Source organism: Methanoculleus oceani (assembly GCF_023702065.1).
Classification (GTDB): Archaea; Halobacteriota; Methanomicrobia; order Methanomicrobiales; family Methanoculleaceae; genus Methanoculleus; species Methanoculleus oceani.
In genome coordinates this window covers 378,490-394,527 of record NZ_QFDM01000001.1, presented here as the reverse complement: position 1 = coordinate 394,527, position 16,038 = coordinate 378,490, and the positions used below count along the sequence as shown (strand labels likewise).

The following is a 16,038-nucleotide window of genomic DNA, read 5'->3' as shown; positions in this document are numbered from 1 at the left end:
ATCCTGGTATCCGCGGATCATCCCCCGGCACGGTTGACATCGGGATCTGGACCCCTTTGTTTCCAGTGGAATTTTCATTTCATGGGTATTCCAGACCATCGCTTGGAGTTTTTCCCTCCGGAGCGGCATGGCGATCTGTAATCAGATCGTTTGCCGGAGCGCGGATGCGAACCCGAAGATCTGCCCGGGGTTTGGAGGACAGGATACGTATGCCCGATACGAGCGCGACGGGATCCCGGGCACCCAAAATCCCTGAATAAATCCACATCTCCAGTGGAAATAAAGGGGTTGTCCGCCCGTCATTCTCCTGTCGGACATCAAACTATCAGTTGCCCGGGCAGGGATATTCCATAAAAGAGTTTCGATTTTCTTTTGAAGATATTTATGGAGTTATTTTTATTTTATCGATTCCAGGAAGGCCCCCATCCGGGAGAGTGCCTCCTTGAGATCGTCCCGCGAGACCGCGTAGGCGCACCGTACGTGCCCGGTACCGGAAGATCCGAGGACGCTCCCGGGGACGACGGCCACATGCTGCTCGCGGAGGAGCGCTTCTGCAAACTCGACGTCGGTCATGCCGGTGCTCTCCACCGAGGGGAAGGCATAGAACGCACCCTTCGGGACGTGGCAGGCGAGACCGAGTTTGTTCAGCCCGTCGACGAAGAGGTTCCGCCGGAGCCGGTACTCCCTGACCATGGCGTCCTTCTCGGCTTCTCCGATCCTGAGCGCCTCGTAGGCCGCGATCTGTCCCATGACGGGGGCGCAGAGCGCGACGTACTGGTGGATCTTCAAGGCCGCCGCGGCGATTGCCGGCGGGGCACAGAGGTAGCCGATCCGCCACCCGGTCATGGCGAAGGCCTTCGAGAACCCGTTCAAGGTGATCGTCCGCTCAAAGAGCCCGGGGATCGTCGCCGGCGAGAAGTGGTCGCCGGCGTAGGTGAGTTCGGCGTAGACCTCGTCGCTGATGAGGAGAAGGTCGTGGTCGACCAGGAGATCGGCGATCCCGCGCCAGTCCGCCTCCTGCATCACCCCGCCGGTAGGGTTGTTCGGGAAGTTTGCGATCAGAACCTTCGTCCGCGGGGTGATGCGTTCCGCGAGCGCGTCGGCCGTCAGCCGGAACTCGTCCTCCGCCCGGCAGGGGACGGGCACCGGGATACCGCCGGCGAGGGAGACGCAGGGGGTGTAGGAGACGTAGCTCGGCTCCGCCACCAGCACCTCGTCGCCCGGGTCGACGACGGCCCGGATGGCGATATCGGCGGCTTCCGAGACGCCGCAGGTCACGATGATCTCCGCTTCAGGGTCGTAGCGGGTGTTAAACCGCGTGTCGAGGTAGCGGCTGATGGCGCCCCGGAGCTGGGGCGTCCCCTTGTTCGAGGTGTAGGCGGTCGACCCCTGCTCGATGGAGTAGATGGATGCCTCGCAGACGCACCAGGGGGTCACGAAGTCCGGTTCGCCGACACCCAGGGATATGACGTCCTCCATCGTCTGGGCGATGTCGAAGAACCGCCTGATGCCCGAAGGGGGTATGGCACGGGCCCGTTCCGAGACGAAGTCCCTCATCGCACCTCACCTCAGAACGAGTAGGGGAGACGCTCGACCTCTTCGCGCTCGGCGAAGGTGGTGCCGTTCTCCTTGTAGGTCTTCATGATAATGTGCGTCGCCGTCTCACGGATCCGGTCCATCGGGGCGATCTGCTCGGCTACGAACCGCGCGATCTCGTGCATGCTCGGCCCGGTGACCAGGAGCTGGAGATCGTAGGTCCCGGTCATGAGCCGGAGCGACCGGACCTGCGGGAACCGGGAGATCCGTTCCGCGATCCGGTCGTAGCCGAAGTCCCGCTCAGGCGAGACCTTCAGCTCGATCACCGCGGCGACATTCCCGTTGCCGGCCTGCTCCCAGTCGACGACCGCTCCGTAACGGCGGATGGCGCCGGACGCTTCCAGCCGGCCGATCCGGTCCTTTGCATCCTGCTCGCTCACCTCGGCCAGCACCGCGAGCTCGCTTAACGGGGTGCGGCAGTTCTCCTCCAGGAGATGGAGGAGGATACGGTCCTTTTCATTCATGGCTTCACCTGAACATTGCTCTTAAGCGGTTGATGTCGAGCTTTTTAAGTCTCTCATCGTCGAGCCTCGGGTCGCGCGTAACGACCTCTTCGATCTTACTCGTCGTTGCGTCGAACCACATCTCCTTCGTCCGGCCGTAGCGGCCCCGCGAGATGACCCGGGTGTTGATGACGCCGAGCATGTTGAGCTCGGAGATGAGGTCCGTGATCCGGCGGTGCGTCAGGACGTCGAGATCGATGATCCGGGCGATCTCGCGGTAGACCACCGTGACCTCGCCGCTCGTGAAGATCCGTTTGCCCATCTGCTCGAGGATCAGCATCGCGTAGAGGACCGCCTTGCTCTGGGTCGGGAGGGTGGAGATGCACTCCACCATGCTGTCGGTCTCGATCTTCTCCTGGGCCATCCGGACGTGCTTCTCATCCACGCCCGTGGCGTTCTCGCGGTCCGCGAGTTCGCCCGAGACCCGGAGGAGGTCGAGCGCCCGCCGGGCGTCGCCGTGCTCCTGCGCCGCGAGTGCCGCACAGAGCGGGATGACCGTCTCGCCGAGCGCGCCCTCGACGAACGCCAGCTCGGCCCTCTGCTGGAGGATGTCGCAGAGTTGCGGGGCGTTGTAGGGGGGGAAGACGATCTCCTCCTCGGAAAGGGAAGAGAGGACGCGGGGGTCCAGGAAGTCGGTGAACCGGAGGTCGTTCGAGATCCCGATGATGCTGACCTTCGCGAACTTGAGGTCGGAGTTGATCCGGGTGAGGTTGTAGAGGGTGTCGTCGCCGCTCTTCTTGACGAGTTTGTCGATCTCGTCGAGGATGATGACCATGACCCCGCCGCTGCTCTCGAGCTGGTTCTTCAGCTCCATGTAGACCTGGTCGGTCGGCCACCCGGTCATGGGGATGTGGTTCCTCGTGCTGTCGCTCGGGTGCTCGTCGGCATCGTCGAGGCCGTTCGCGATCTGGGCGAGGACCCGGTACTGGGTGTCGATCACTTCGCAGTTGAGGTGGACGATCCTGCACTTCGTCCCGGCGAGTGCGCTGGCGTTCTCGAGCTCCGTTCCCACATACCGGGCCGACGCAGTCTTCCCGGTCCCGGTCTTACCGTAGATGAGGATATTTGAAGGGGTCTCGTTCGTGAGGGCAGGGGCAAGGATGGAGGCGAGTTCGTCGATCTGCGGTTTCCGGTGAGGAAGAATCTGGGGACGATAACTGTGTCGGAGCACTTCCCTGTTCTTAAATATACGTCTATTGGTCAGGTATTTCTTGAATAGTCCCATTGGGTTTGTTTTATCGTCCGACATAATGTCACCGGAGGGGGTTGCCAGGACAGGAAATTTTCGTGTCGAGGACTCTTAATATGATTGTTTTCGAGACTGATAACCCCTTCGTTTCCAGTGGAACGAGGCGCCGTTGACTGCCGGCGGAATAGCGATGAACTGCTCAGGATGAGAATGGTATCGGGGAGCAGATCAGGATGATGATACGGGATCACCCCCACCCCTTTGTTTCGACTGGAGGGTGATGATGATACGGGAGGGTGTATCATCTAATCAAAGGTGATGATGATAGTCATGTGTACCTCTGCAATTCATGATATAAAGTTTTATGGTAAGTGTACAGGATAGGAGGAGAAGAGTAAGAGGAAAGCGAAGAAGAGCGCAAAGGGGGAAGGGGAGAGTATGGAGTGAGCAAAGAAGGGTGCAGAGCGGGAAGGAAAGGGTGCAACGTGGGAAGGAGAGGATGCAGAATGAGGAAGGAGAAAGGATAGATCGGGATCTTTTATCGCCGGATCGATCGGCCATCAGGTGAGATCCGGTTATTATTCTGGCCGGATCGGATCATCACCCCTCCCTGAATCGGACTTTTGTCCCGGAAGATCGGATCGTCACTTCACCCTGAACCGGACCCCTGTCCCGGTGGATCGGATCGTCTCTCCCGCGTGAACCGGACTTTTGTCCCGGAAGATCGGATCGTCACTCCTCCCGGAACCGGACTTCTGTCCTGGTGGATCGGATCGTCTCTCCCGCGTGAACCGGACTTCTGTCCTGGTGGGTCGGATCGTCGGTACCCATGGATCGCAACCACCTCCCTTCCGGGATGCGGTCGACAATCCCCGGTTGGACGGTTCTTCTGCCGGCCCGGCTCCTGTCAACTACCTCTCATGAACCTGATCTGCCCGCCGGGGATCCGGGAATTCCCTCCCTCCTCCTGCATCGACCACATCCCCGGACCCGGGCGCCCCCTCATAGTTCCAGTCGAAACAAAGGGGTCGGGGATTGAACCCCTCCAATCAGGGGATAGAAAGAAGTAAAATACGCGGTACAGGGGTACTGGAAGATCTTATGGAGAGTAACCATCTTAAACCTCTCATCGTGACCGGTGCCGTCATCACAGTCTCCTCGACCCGGAAACCGGAGACCGATACCAGCGGAAAGACACTCATCGACCTCCTCTCCGCCGCGGAGATCGAGGTGACCCACTACGCCGTGATCCCCGACGATCTGGAGCGAATCCGCTCCGAGGTCTCTACGGCGCTTTCGCGTGCAACCTGCGTCATCATCACCGGGGGCACCGGGCTCACCCCCGACGACGTGACCATCGAGGCGGTCGCGCCGCTGCTCGCAAAGACGATCGACGGGTTCGGGGAACTCTTCCGCCTGAAGAGCTACGAGGAGATCGGGACCGCCGCGATCCTCTCGCGGGCGATCGCGGGCGTCGTCGACGGCCGGGCGGTCTTCTGCATCCCGGGATCCACGAAGGCCGTGACGCTCGCCGCCCGGGAGATCATCATTCCCGAGATCCGGCACATCCTCACCCACGCCTCGGCGGGTCAGCGGTAGACGTCGAGGAGCGCCACTCGCTCGAGGACCAGTTCCCGGAACCGGTCCTCCCCGACCACCGAAACCTCTTCTGGAGTGATGCCGAAGAGCTCCGCGAGGCGCGCCCGCTTCGCGGGATCGATCCTCTCCTCCCGGTCAGTGTCGACGAACGTCACGAGGTCGGCAAGGCGGTCCCGGACGCCTGCTGCCGCCGGGCAGACGGCGATGTAGGAACGGTTCTCTCCCGGATGAATCCCGAAGGACGCGGCCGTCTGGCACTGCCGGGTCCCCGCGGCGTAGAGGAGCGCTTCCATCTCAAGCGAGTTCGCTATCGGCTCGCCGCCGGTCCACGACCGCCAGGCGTGCCGGAGCGCCGCCTCGACGTGATCCCGTCCTGCCAGGCGGTCGGCGTCGAAGAGGATGATGTGGGTCCCGTACTCGTCGGCTACCTTGCGGACCTTGCTTAAGAATCCGGCATTTTCATCGACCGTAAAGACCGCCCGGTAGATCTCGCATGTTATCTCCGTCATTCCTTTCACCCGAACCGGGAGAGGGTCGATTGCTCTTCGCCGACCTCCCCGATCTCGTCGCGCGTCCCCTCGAGCTGCTCGAATATCTGGGCGGCGATCCCCTGGCCGAGAACCTTCCCGACCTTCTCCGGCCCCGCTGCGCGGAGCGCCTCGAGCGACCCGATGCCGCTGTTGAAGAGCCGGCGCGCCCGGACCCGGCCGATCCCGCGGAGCCTGATGAGGGGCAGGAGTTCCTTCCTGATACCGTGCTTGGTCCGGAGCTCCATCTCCTCGATGGGGGCCTTGAGGTGCGGGGCAAAGAGTCCCGCGAGGTGCCGGCTCGCGTGGACCAGCCAGGCAACGCTCTCCACCATCCCGTAGACGTCGCCCGGACCAACGTTGTAGCGCTCGCAGATCACGTCTTCGCCCACTTCGTCGGCCCAGTCGCCGAGGAGGAGCGCGGTCTTGAGACTCCGGTCGAACCCCTCGCCTGCGTCCCAGGGGATCTCCATCCAGAGGTCGTCCCGGTGGTCGGCGAGGAACCGGTCGAGGGCGTACATGTCGTCTCTCCTGACATAGAGCGTCGGCATATCCGGGGTTGAGCAGAGGAGATGCAGGAGCCCGATATCGGTGTACTCCTTCCGCCCGACCATCGCCGTCACGATTGTCTCGGCGCTCCTGGGATCGATGTAGAGCCGGGAGACGAGCGAGCCGTACTCGGTGGCCTCGAGCCACTCCCCCACCTCGGTGATCATCTCGCTCTCGCGCAGGAACTCGAGCACCCGGTTGACCGCCCGCGAGAGCGCGAGCGGGCTCTCGCCCTGGTGGGCGTAGAACGTCTTGTCCATGAACCCCAGCACCTCATCGCGCTCGCGGGCGAACCCCGTCGCGATGAGCGAGAGGATGTGGGTACAGAGGACCGCTTCGTTCGCGCACCGGCTCCGGACGTCCTCGGCGGGCGCCCCGATGTAGTAGTCAAAGAGCTCCTCGACCATCTCCTCGGACTTCGCGATCAGGACGGCCTCGCCGTAGGGGTCGAGGTGCGGCCGCCCGGCCCGCCCGGCCATCTGCCGGTACTCCCGGACCGGGATCGGGACCATCCCCTCCCCCGCGTTGAACCTGAGGTAGTCGCGGACGATCACCCGCCGGGCGGGCAGGTTCAGTCCGGCCGCGAGCGTCGGGGTCGAGGCGATCGCCTTGATATGTCCCTCCCGGAACCCTGCCTCAACGATCTGCCGCTCCTCCCGCGCGAGCCCGGCGTGGTGGAAAGCCGCTCCCTGCGCGACGCAGGCCGCGAGCGTCCTCCCCATATCGGTCCCTGCGTTCGAGCGCAGCTTATCGGCGTAGCCGGCGAGGACCGGGTTTGCGAGTTTCAGCCCTGAAGCGGCCCGCTTTGCAAACGCCTCGGCGTTTTTGCGTGAACTGACGAAGACCAGGCACTGCCCTCCCTCCGCGACCGTGTCGAGGACGAGGTCCAGGTCCTCGTACTTGCTCCGGCGCCCGACCTCCCGGGTGGTGTCGGCAAACCGGATGCCATCCTGGAAGAAGACCCCCTCCCGGAGGTCGACCGGCCGCCAGTCGCTCTCGACGAGTTCGGCATCCAGCCACCCGGCGAGGTCCTCGGGGTTGCCGATTGTGGCGGAGAGGGCGATGATCTGCATCTCCGGGTTTTTGTGCCGGAGTTTTGCAATCACCATCTCGAGCGTCGCCCCCCTTGAGGGGTCGTCGATCAGGTGAGCCTCGTCGACGACGAGCAGGGTGATCTCGGCGAGCCACGGCGTCCGGTTCCGGAGGAGCGAGTCCACCTTCTCGCTCGTCGCCACGATGATGTCGTTTCTCCCCAGGTAGTCGTCCCGCCGGTCGAAGTCGCCGGTGGCGATCCCGACCCGGAGGCCCTTCCCCGAGAACTCCTCGAACTTCTCGCTCGCGAGCGCCCGCAGAGGAACGATATAGAGGCACTTGCCCCCCCGCCCGACCTGATGATGCATCGCCATCTCGGCGACCAGGGTCTTGCCGCTCGCGGTCGGGATGGAGATCAGGAGGTTATTCCCCGAAAAAAGGCCTGCTTCGACGCAGGCGGCCTGCGGCGGGTAGAGTTCCGTGATCCCGCACCGAGCGTAGCCGGCGGCGAGATCCGGCGGGACGGGGAGGTCGGCTATCTCCATGTATACCCCTTCATTTCCACTGCAAACCGCATATTCCACGTATCGTCATGGCCATGGGCGGGGTCGGTCCTCCTTCCCGCCCGTATCACGAATAGTACTCCAGCATCGTCTGCTTGGCTTCTTTCTTCTTCCGGTCGAGGAACCCGTAGACGTGCTCGTGGGGCACGCCCTGGATCAGCATCTCCACCGCCTTCCTCGCGGTCTCGGCCTGGTCCGGGAGACCGATGATCGCGACGGTCTTCCCGTGGACCGAGATCTCCGTGCTGGTCATATCCTCGATCTGGGCGCGGGACGTCCCCGCCTTCCCGATGATCCGGCCCCGGAGCCGTTCGAGCTGCCGGGTCGTCCCCGAGAGGTCGGCGAGGTCGAGGACGTCGAGCATCATGTCCTCGTCCTCGAGAAGCCGGAACGCACGCTCCGGCGAGAACCCCCGGTTGATTGCGGAGACGACGTTTGTCGCCGTCATGACGCCGACGGGGTCCTCGCCCTCGATCGTCACCATCCCCTCCTCGCTGTCGATCCGGAGGGTTATCCCGGTCTTCTCCTCAATCTCGCGTTTCGTGGACCCGCTCTTGCCGATGAGTACACCGATCCTCGCCGTTGAAACTTTTATCTCCTGTGTGGTCATGGTTGCATCCCTTCTCCGGTGTTCAGGGTTCCCGGTGTCCGGTGCCGACGATCGTTCTGATGATCTCCTGCTCGTCGGGCACATCGCAGTAGCGTGAGAAATATCTGTTGAGGTTCTTTATATCCCGGATCAGAAACACGGGCGCTCGCGGGTGATCCGGGGTGACCGCCTGTCCCATATCGATCAGGTATGGTTTCTCGTGGTAGAGGATATTGTATTCGGAGAGGTCGGCATGGATCAGGCGCGCCTCCCGGTAGAGTCGTTCCACGTAGCCGAGGATCTGCCGGTATACCGCTCCGTAATCCTCGACTTCGGCGTTCCTGAGTTGCGGATACGGCACCTCATCTTCGCCGAGGAACGTCATCAGGAGGATGTTCCGGTCGAACGCCAGAGGCTCGGGGACCGGGATCCCCGCATCGTGCGCCCGGGCAAGGTTGCTGAACTCCTTTTTGGTCCAGGCGAAGATGAGGCCCTTGCGCGTTCCCCGGACGCTCGAGAACCGGCGGTCTCCCGCCATGTACTCGGTCATCGCCTTGAAGTTCGCGGTCTGGATACGGTAGATCTTGATGGCGATCCCCTGCCCGTCGCGCTCGCCGTAAAAGACGTTCGCCTCTTTCCCGGTGCTGATCGGCCCCCCGATGACCGTGATCAGTTTTTTGTGGACGAGCTTGTAGAGGGCCATGAGGGTGACCTCGTCGAAGACATCGTCCCGTACCTTCACCGTATCGGCGTCTTTTATCCTGACGCCCATCGCCTCGATCTTGCGGTCGAACCGCTCGTGCTCATCTTCAAGGCTCACGGCCGGATCACCTGCTGCAGACGTAATCGTGTACGGGGGCGAGGATATCGATGAGGTGAGCGGCGGCCGCCGATTTCAGGTCGAGCGGGTGTACCTCGCCGGCGGCATAGGCCCGCTCGAGGTCTTCGTAGACGGCAAACTCCCGGTCCCCGCCGAACTTCGCGGGCCGGCGGATGACGACCGCCCCGGCCCGGGGGAAGACATGGTACCGCAGGATCTGGAGCACCGGGTTGTTCTCGACCTCTGGCGGGCAGAACGCCTTCTTCATCTTCTGCCTGATATCCTCCTCGGAGTCGGCGACCGATATGACGTTTCCGGCCGACGACGACATCTTCTTTCCGTCGAGGCCGTTGATGATCGGCGTATGGATGCAGACCGGCGCCGGATACCCGATCGAGGGGAGGTGTTCCCGCGCGAGCATGTGAATCTTTCGCTGGTCGATCCCCCCGACGGCGGCGTCCACCTCGAGGGTCGCGATATCGACCATCTGCATGATCGGGTAGATCATCTGGGAGACCGTGGGGTTCTCCATCTGCCGCCCGACCTCGTCCATGCTCCTCTTCGCCCGGTTGAGGGTGATCGCCTGGGAGAGTTCGAGGACACGGAGTTCGTACTCCGGCGTGAGCTGCACGTCCGACCCGAGGACGTAGTTTGCGCCGACCAGACCGAGCCCCTCGAAGCAGCGGCGGTTGTATTCGGCCGTCTCCCGGATCTCCTCCATGGTCCCTTTGCGGTTTAAGAACGCGTGGAGGTCGGCGATGAGCACGGTCACCTCGAACCCTGCCTGCTGCAGGTCCATCAGCTTGTTCACCGTCACCATGTGGCCGAGGTGGATCTCCCCGCTCGGCTCGTAGCCGGTGTAGACCCGCCTGACCGGACGGTCGATGAGCGCGCGCAGTTCCTCGTCGGTGACGACCTCTACGGTATTCCGCGTCACCAGTTCGTACGGATCCATTGAAAAGAGTGGGTTTGCCGGGGAGTTAATGCTTCTTCCTCCCCTGGTCCCGCCGTTCACCCGATGGCGACGAGGCCGAGCGCTTTGTTGGTCATCCGGATGGACTCCTGCGGATCCTTCACGGTTCCCATCAGGGCGCGGATGCAGTCGATGTTCTCGGGGATGACATCGGCCTCCTGGTGAATGGCCTGGAAGCAGTAGAACTCCTTCCCGTTCAGCACCGAGACGGACTCCTCGAAGACGCCGTTCTCCCAGAGGTCCGTCCTCGGCCGGCCGAGGTCCTGGGTGTACTCCCGGAGCTCGGCGTTGCTCTTGATGCCGGTGGCCTTGCGGACGAGGCCGATGCGGCTGTGGTCCTCAAAGACCTTCAGCACCTCCTCGCGGGTGGTCTCCTTCTTCAAGTCCATCTGGATCGTGTGCATGTGCATAAACGTCGTCGGGACGATCATCGCGAGGGTGACGATGTCGATCTGCGGGAGGACGGTCTTGACGTCGGGACCGTGGTGGCTCGGGATGGTCGCCGGGTTGAGGACGATGGCGTCGATCGGTCCCCGCTTGATGTCGTCGGGGTCCGCTCCGCGCCGGACCATCACCGCCCGGACCCGCGCGACGCCGAAGGCCTGGTCCATGGCGTGGATGATCCGGACGAGCCCGGTGGAGTTGCACGAGACGACCCGGGCGAACTGCTTTCCGGCAGCCTCGTTGTAGTTCGCGTGGGCGTTGAAGGAGAACCCGGCGACCTCGTGATCCTCGCCGCCCTGGAAGATTGCCTTCTTCCCGAGCTTCTCATAGATCGGGCGGTTCTTCTCCCCGACGCCGCCGGGGGTGGCGTCCACGACGATGTCGGCGGCTTTCAGCATCGCATCGACGTCGCCGGCGACCTCAAGGCCGGCCTTCTCGAACGCCGGCTTTTTACTGAGATCTGCGATGTAAAGGGGGTATCCGCGTTCTTTTGCGATGTACGCCTCGGCGGAGACGCTTGTCTTTGAGACCCCTATCACTTCCATGTCGGGCTGTGCGGCGACCGCATCGGCGACTCGTTTACCGATGGTGCCGTACCCGTTGATCGCGACTTTGATCATGCATGATGGAATACAGAACAAAAATTTATAAAGGTTGCTGGTTTGCAAATAACAGTGATATAAGGCACTCTTAGCCCTAACGGGGACCTCTGAGTGCCCATAATGTCTATTCTGGAGTGCAATCCCGGCAAAAGGGAACGCAGGATATAAACCCGGATTGTTTCCATCCGGGCCGCGAACAGGGGAGAGAGGCTCCTGCCGGAGGTCTTCGGGTCGTCCCCTCCTTCGGTCCGGGCTGCGGTGCGGCAGGATTTATATCAGGCCGGTGCTATGAGCATATATCCATGGAGAAACAGCCCATCCTCGCAACCCGCCGCCTCCTCCTGCGGGCGTTCGATCCCGGGGACGCCCGGGAGGTTCAGCGGCTTTGCGGAGACTACGCTGTTGCCGCGACGACTCTCCTCCCCTACCCCTACCCGGACGGCCTCGCCGAGGTATGGATCGCCTCCCTCCGCGAGGGCATCGAGCGCGGCGACGCCGCGGCCTTCGCCGTCACGCTCGCCGGGGAAGGGGGGCTTATCGGCGGCGTCCGCCTGCGGATCGACACCGATCACGCCCGCGGCGAGCTGGGGTTCTGGGTCGCGAGGCGCTGCTGGGGCCGGGGGTATGCGACCGAGGCTGTCCGTGCGGTGATCGAGTACGGGTTCTCGACCCTCGGGCTGCACCGCGTCCATGCCCACCACTTCTCCCGGAACCCGGCATCGGGAAGAGTGATGGAGAAGTGCGGGATGGTATACGAAGGCCGACTCCGGCACCATGTCAGGAAATGGGGAGTCTACGAGGACGTTGATCTCTGGGGGATCGTCCGGGAGCCGCCCCCTCATGGGGAGGCGCAGATCCCCTCACCGCTGCGAAGAACGCCTGTATGACGCAACAGCCCGTCCTCGTGACCGACCGCCTGCTCCTGCGGCCCTTCACCCTCGCGGATGCCCCGGAGGTGCAGCGGCTCGCCGGCGATTATGAGGTCGCGTCCAGCACGCTCGAGATACCCTACCCCTACCCCGACGGAGCGGCTGAGAACTGGGTTGCCACCCACCGTCCCGGGTTCGAAAATGGAGTGCACGTCGTCTACGCCGTCACCCGGGCCCGGATCGGGGATCTCGTGGGCGCGGTCGGGCTCGTGGAGATCAACCGCCGTCACGGGCGGGCGGAGCTCGGCTACTGGGTCGCGAGACCCTGCTGGTGCCGGGGGTATGCGACCGAGGCCGCCCGGGCGGCGATCGAGTACGGGTTCTCCGTCCTCGGGTTGCACCGGATTTATGCCATGCATTTCTCCAGAAATCCGGCGTCGGGCAGGGTGATGGAGAAGTGCGGGATGGCACATGAGGCGCACCTCCGGGAGCATGACCGGAAGTGGGGTGTCTTTGAGGACGTCGACGTCCGGGGGGTCCTCCACGACGAGTGGCGGGAGCGGCGGACGGTCCCGGCGATCCGGGAGTGCCGGGTATGTTGAACCGGCCGGTTCAACCCTCGAGCTCACGGCACCCGGGGAATATATTACTCCTCCACGCGACGAAGTAATGGGGAATGTGGACGGGGTTCGCCCCACCACTCTGTTATCGCCCCCGCCGAAGGCATCCGCCTGTGCTGAATTAGCCCTCCACCGGACAGACAGCCGGGCGGCTGCCTGTGCGGCGTCAGGAACCTTATCTTCCGGCAAAGACGGCGCAGCCCCGGCACCCGCCCTCCCCCCACCACCCACAAAGCATTTCTCATCACGGCACCCTTTCCGGTGCCGGTGTCTACTCGTGACCTGCAGAATGAACACCCCGGTTACCGGTGAATCAAAAAATCCAGGATTCTCCGCTCTCCTCTCGCTCGTCTTCGTCGGGCTCGGCCAGGCGTATAACGGGCAGTTTTTGCGAGGCGTGCTGATCCTCGTCGGGACGCTGCTCTGGGGTATCTACTTTGCTCCCGCCGGTGCGGCCGTCTGGCTCTATGGCGCCTGCGACGCCTATGCCACCGCGCGGAGGATGAACGGCGGCACGGTGCCGTACCGGGAGAGCAGCATTGCGGCCGTCCTCCTCTTCCTTGCGGTCTGGCTGATCGGTCTTCTCCTCCTGCCGGCCGTATCGACCGTTACGGCGGGGCTGTCGTGGTGGTAAGCGTCTCAGCCCTGCGCCCTGTGCTCCGCCCAGTAGGCCTCGGCCTTCTCCTCCATCCCCTCGAGCCGGTCGTAGTAGTCCGGAAACTCGTTCAAATGCGCAAGCGCAATCTTTGCCGTCAGATAGAGGTCGTCGTCGGTGACGTTCGTCGCCGGGTCATGGAGGCCGTGTTCGAGTTCCACGACCATGCCGCGCCGGAATTGTTCGACGTCGAACTCCTTCCAGGTGATACCGAGTTGCGCGCCCATCGCCTTTGCCTCTTCGTAAGTTACGTCTCTTCGTGCCATGCGGATCTCCTCAACGAAGGATGGCTTCTTGAGGTTATGAGCCTGACGGAGCTCCGGTGCGGATGAGCCGGAACCTCTTTCCTTCCCCGGAGAGCAGTACACATACGGAAACCATGACGGAACCGGTTGAACTCTTTGGAGCGGGCACCAGGGGGGCTGGAGATGGTGGCCCGGTGCGGGAGGAGAAGAACCCGGTGTTTGCGGCGGGACTCTCCCTCCTCTTCCCGGGGCTCGGTCAGGTCTGCAACGGAGAGACGGGTAAGGGTATCCTGGTGCTCTTCGGGGTGCTCGCGGGGCTTCTCGTGATGCTCATTCCCGGGGTGGCCGTCTGGATCTTCGGGATCTACGACGCCTGGGCAACGGCGCGGCGGATGAACGCGGGAATCGTCCCGTTCCGGGAGGTGCGCCTCGCCGCGGTCGTCCTCTTCATGGTCGTCTGGACGGTCGGGGCGTTCGCACTTCTCACGCTCGCGGCGCTCGCAACGTTCGCGGCCTTCACCGTGGCGCTATAGATCTCCCGACCGATCGCCGCCGACCGTTGAGCCCCATCCCCCACAACTCTTATCCCTCACAACCCCTCTACTTCCGCCCATGCAACGCCAGACCGTCGAGTCCACCAACATCAAATCCATCGGCTACGACCCGGAAGACGAGGTCCTGGAGGTCGAGTTCCACAGCGGCGGTGTCTACCACTACGTCGGCGTGCCGCCCGCGGTCTACGAAGGAATGCTCGCGGCCCGGTCGAAGGGCCGCTACTTCGGGGAGTTCATCCGGCTGCGCTACCCCTACGAGAAGGTCCGGTGAGGCTTCCGGCGGTACCCGCCGCAACCGCTATCATCCCCGCCGACCACACCCGGTTCGCATGTCTCAACAGTCAGCCGGACGCGCAGGCGTCAGGTCCGTCGGCTATGATCCGACAACGAAGGCGCTTCTCGTCATCTGCTCGACCGGGGACGCCTACCGCTATGCCGGCGTCACAAAAGAGGTCTACAACGGTCTCCTCGCGGCCGCATCGAGGGAACAGTTCGTCCGCGATTCCATAGAGGGCAGGTATCCCCGGGAGAAGTATCCCTGCCTGGCGGTGGGGGAGGACGTCTGATCCGGGAATGGGGAGAAGGGTAGGTTTATCCCGCTGGTCCGCGCAATTCGAGAAGAGAAGCACCTGCCATCGAAAGGAGTGACCCATATGACCACCGTGATTGCCGTTGACCTCGGCGGGACCAACCTCCGCGCTGCCCTGGTAGATTCCGACGCGACCGTACTCGCCCACGACGCCGTCCCGACGCCGGCCACGGGGCCTTCCGGGGAGGTGATCACCGCGGCGATCGTCGCCCGGATCGAGGCCCTCCTCGCGTCGCCGCAAGGACGGGAGGCCGCGGCCATCGGCGTCGCGTCGGCCGGACCCCTGGATCTCGGCCGCGGGTGGGTCGTCGACTCACCGAACATCGCTTTCCCGGTCGTGGAGGTCGTCGAGCCGCTCCGGGAGCGGTTCGGCCTTGAGGTCGCCCTGATCAACGACGCCCGGGCGGGCGTTCTCGGCGAGCGGTGGGCGGGCGCCGCCCGCGGCTCCGATAACGTCGTCTATGTCACCCTCTCGACCGGCATCGGCGGCGGAGCGGTGGTGAACGGCCGCCTGCTGCTCGGAGTGAACGGGAATGCCGGGGAGATCGGGCACATCCCCGTCGATACCCGTTACAACCTCGTCTGCGGATGCGGGTTTGCCGGCCACTGGGAGGCCTACGCCTCTGCAAAGAACGTCCCCCGCTTCTTCGCGGCGTGGCGGGAGGCGGCCGACGTCCGGCAGGTAGCGTTCGACGCCGGCTCCACCAGGGCGATCTTCGAGGCGGCCCGGGCGGAGGACCCGGTCGCCCTCGCCTTCATGGGGACGCTCGGGGAAGTGAACGCCCGGGGGGTCTCGGCGGTCATCGTCGCCTACAACCCCGAGGTGATCGTGCTCGACGGGCCGCTCGCCCTCTACTACGGAGATGTCGTGATCCGGCACATGGAGCCCTGCATCGACCGCTACCTCGCCCTCCCCCGGCTTGTCGTCTCCGACCTTGCAGGACAGGCGCCGCTCCTCGGGGCGGCGGCGTACGCGCTCGAGACACGGTGAAACGGGACGGGAAGCATGATCGAGATCTACCAGAACCTGTATATCGGGACGCAGGAGGACTACGAGGTCGCGGTAGAGGCCCACGAGACCTGGTGCGTGGTGCACGCCTGCCGGAACCCCTACCACTGCCTGGCGGTTACCTACTCGCCCCTCGGCACGGTGCCCCCGGATCACCCCGAGCATCTGGTCGCCCGGCGGGGGAACCGGCTGATGCTCAACCTGGTCGACTCGAGGGATCCCGCCGATGTCCCGAAAGAGGCGATCGATGCCGCCCTGCGCTTCATCCACCGGTGTCTTTCGGAGGGCCGGCCGGTGCTGGTCCACTGCGGCTTCGGGGTCTCCCGGTCGGCGGCGATCGGGCTCCTCTACCTTGCGGCCTACACCGACGTCCTGCCGACGGAGAGCCTTGCCGACGCCGAGGCGGCCTACCGCCGGATATACCCGCCGTACAGGCCGGGCCGGGGGATCCGGGGCTTCATCGAGGCGCACTGGGACGAGTACGCGAGGAAGCGGGTCACGGCGTGACCGC

General features: G+C 63.8%; 20 protein-coding genes. 10 read left to right on the top strand and 10 right to left on the bottom strand.

What is annotated here, in order from left to right:
- Positions 1–127: 127 nt before the first annotated feature.
- Positions 128–256, top strand: coding sequence for a hypothetical protein (locus DIC75_RS12260; RefSeq protein ID WP_284738343.1), 129 nt, complete (start codon positions 128–130; stop codon positions 254–256).
- Between the two features lie 140 nt (positions 257–396).
- On the opposite strand, the gene DIC75_RS02060 is transcribed toward DIC75_RS12260, so the two are convergent.
- The 3 genes from DIC75_RS02060 to DIC75_RS02050 are packed head-to-tail and all read right to left on the bottom strand — an operon-like array spanning position 397 to position 3,348.
- Positions 397–1,557 carry an aminotransferase class I/II-fold pyridoxal phosphate-dependent enzyme gene (locus DIC75_RS02060; RefSeq protein WP_250986352.1) on the bottom strand — a complete coding sequence of 387 codons (1,161 nt, stop codon included), beginning with the start codon at positions 1,555–1,557 and terminating at the stop codon, positions 397–399.
- 11 nt (positions 1,558–1,568) lie between these two features.
- The gene (locus DIC75_RS02055) at positions 1,569–2,060 is read right to left on the bottom strand and encodes an Lrp/AsnC family transcriptional regulator (RefSeq protein WP_250986351.1); all 492 of its coding nucleotides are present in this window, start codon (positions 2,058–2,060) and stop codon (positions 1,569–1,571) included.
- A 4-nt stretch (positions 2,061–2,064) separates the two neighbouring features.
- Positions 2,065–3,348, bottom strand: coding sequence for an ORC1-type DNA replication protein (locus DIC75_RS02050; protein WP_250986350.1), 1,284 nt, complete (start codon positions 3,346–3,348; stop codon positions 2,065–2,067).
- Between the two features lie 1,041 nt (positions 3,349–4,389).
- Between DIC75_RS02050 and DIC75_RS02045 the strand changes: the two genes are divergently transcribed.
- A complete protein-coding gene (locus tag DIC75_RS02045; protein ID WP_250986349.1) occupies positions 4,390–4,887 on the top strand; it encodes a MogA/MoaB family molybdenum cofactor biosynthesis protein in 498 nt (165 codons plus the stop codon).
- Here DIC75_RS02045 and cgi121 read toward each other — a convergent pair.
- The 6 genes from cgi121 to DIC75_RS02015 form a co-directional block, all read right to left on the bottom strand.
- Entirely contained in the window at positions 4,878–5,396 is a 519-nt protein-coding gene (gene cgi121 / locus DIC75_RS02040) for a KEOPS complex subunit Cgi121 (protein ID WP_250986348.1), read from the bottom strand. The two genes, DIC75_RS02045 and cgi121, sit on opposite strands and share 10 nt — an antisense overlap.
- Before the next feature lie 5 nt (positions 5,397–5,401).
- Positions 5,402–7,540 carry an ATP-dependent DNA helicase gene (locus DIC75_RS02035; protein WP_250986347.1) on the bottom strand — a complete coding sequence of 713 codons (2,139 nt, stop codon included), beginning with the start codon at positions 7,538–7,540 and terminating at the stop codon, positions 5,402–5,404.
- Between the two features lie 85 nt (positions 7,541–7,625).
- Positions 7,626–8,168, bottom strand: coding sequence for a KH domain-containing protein (locus DIC75_RS02030; protein WP_250986346.1), 543 nt, complete (start codon positions 8,166–8,168; stop codon positions 7,626–7,628).
- A gap of 22 nt (positions 8,169–8,190) precedes the next feature.
- Positions 8,191–8,967, bottom strand: a complete 777-nt coding sequence (locus DIC75_RS02025; RefSeq protein ID WP_250986345.1) for a serine protein kinase RIO — start codon at positions 8,965–8,967, stop codon at positions 8,191–8,193.
- A 7-nt stretch (positions 8,968–8,974) separates the two neighbouring features.
- Positions 8,975–9,922: a tyrosine--tRNA ligase gene (locus tag DIC75_RS02020; protein WP_250986344.1), complete on the bottom strand. Its 948-nt coding sequence runs from the start codon at positions 9,920–9,922 to the stop codon at positions 8,975–8,977.
- Positions 9,923–9,978: 56 nt separating this feature from the next.
- Positions 9,979–11,004 carry a type II glyceraldehyde-3-phosphate dehydrogenase gene (locus tag DIC75_RS02015; protein ID WP_250986343.1) on the bottom strand — a complete coding sequence of 342 codons (1,026 nt, stop codon included), beginning with the start codon at positions 11,002–11,004 and terminating at the stop codon, positions 9,979–9,981.
- A 284-nt stretch (positions 11,005–11,288) separates the two neighbouring features.
- On the opposite strand from DIC75_RS02015, the gene DIC75_RS02010 reads away from it, so the two are divergent.
- From DIC75_RS02010 to DIC75_RS02000, 3 genes are all read left to right on the top strand, one after another.
- A complete protein-coding gene (locus DIC75_RS02010; RefSeq protein WP_250986342.1) occupies positions 11,289–11,873 on the top strand; it encodes a GNAT family N-acetyltransferase in 585 nt (194 codons plus the stop codon).
- Positions 11,870–12,457: a GNAT family N-acetyltransferase gene (locus DIC75_RS02005; protein ID WP_250986341.1), complete on the top strand. Its 588-nt coding sequence runs from the start codon at positions 11,870–11,872 to the stop codon at positions 12,455–12,457. The genes DIC75_RS02010 and DIC75_RS02005 overlap by 4 nt, the downstream gene beginning before the upstream one ends.
- A gap of 295 nt (positions 12,458–12,752) precedes the next feature.
- On the top strand, positions 12,753–13,109 hold the full coding sequence (locus DIC75_RS02000; protein WP_250986340.1) for a DUF5683 domain-containing protein: 357 nt from the start codon (positions 12,753–12,755) through the stop codon (positions 13,107–13,109).
- 5 nt (positions 13,110–13,114) lie between these two features.
- On the opposite strand, the gene DIC75_RS01995 is transcribed toward DIC75_RS02000, so the two are convergent.
- Entirely contained in the window at positions 13,115–13,396 is a 282-nt protein-coding gene (locus DIC75_RS01995; protein ID WP_250986339.1) for a DUF5661 family protein, read from the bottom strand.
- Between the two features lie 113 nt (positions 13,397–13,509).
- On the opposite strand from DIC75_RS01995, the gene DIC75_RS01990 reads away from it, so the two are divergent.
- The 5 genes from DIC75_RS01990 (at position 13,510) to DIC75_RS01970 (ending at position 16,034) form a co-directional block, all read left to right on the top strand.
- Complete coding sequence (locus DIC75_RS01990; RefSeq protein WP_250986338.1) at positions 13,510–13,908, top strand: hypothetical protein; 399 nt, start codon at positions 13,510–13,512, stop codon at positions 13,906–13,908.
- Between the two features lie 79 nt (positions 13,909–13,987).
- The gene (locus DIC75_RS01985; protein ID WP_250986337.1) at positions 13,988–14,200 is read left to right on the top strand and encodes a KTSC domain-containing protein; all 213 of its coding nucleotides are present in this window, start codon (positions 13,988–13,990) and stop codon (positions 14,198–14,200) included.
- Positions 14,201–14,258: 58 nt separating this feature from the next.
- Positions 14,259–14,495, top strand: coding sequence for a KTSC domain-containing protein (locus tag DIC75_RS01980; RefSeq protein WP_250986336.1), 237 nt, complete (start codon positions 14,259–14,261; stop codon positions 14,493–14,495).
- An 87-nt stretch (positions 14,496–14,582) separates the two neighbouring features.
- Positions 14,583–15,509: an ROK family protein gene (locus DIC75_RS01975; RefSeq protein ID WP_250986335.1), complete on the top strand. Its 927-nt coding sequence runs from the start codon at positions 14,583–14,585 to the stop codon at positions 15,507–15,509.
- A gap of 15 nt (positions 15,510–15,524) precedes the next feature.
- The gene (locus DIC75_RS01970; protein ID WP_250986334.1) at positions 15,525–16,034 is read left to right on the top strand and encodes a dual specificity protein phosphatase family protein; all 510 of its coding nucleotides are present in this window, start codon (positions 15,525–15,527) and stop codon (positions 16,032–16,034) included.
- The last annotated feature ends 4 nt before the right edge of the window (positions 16,035–16,038 follow it).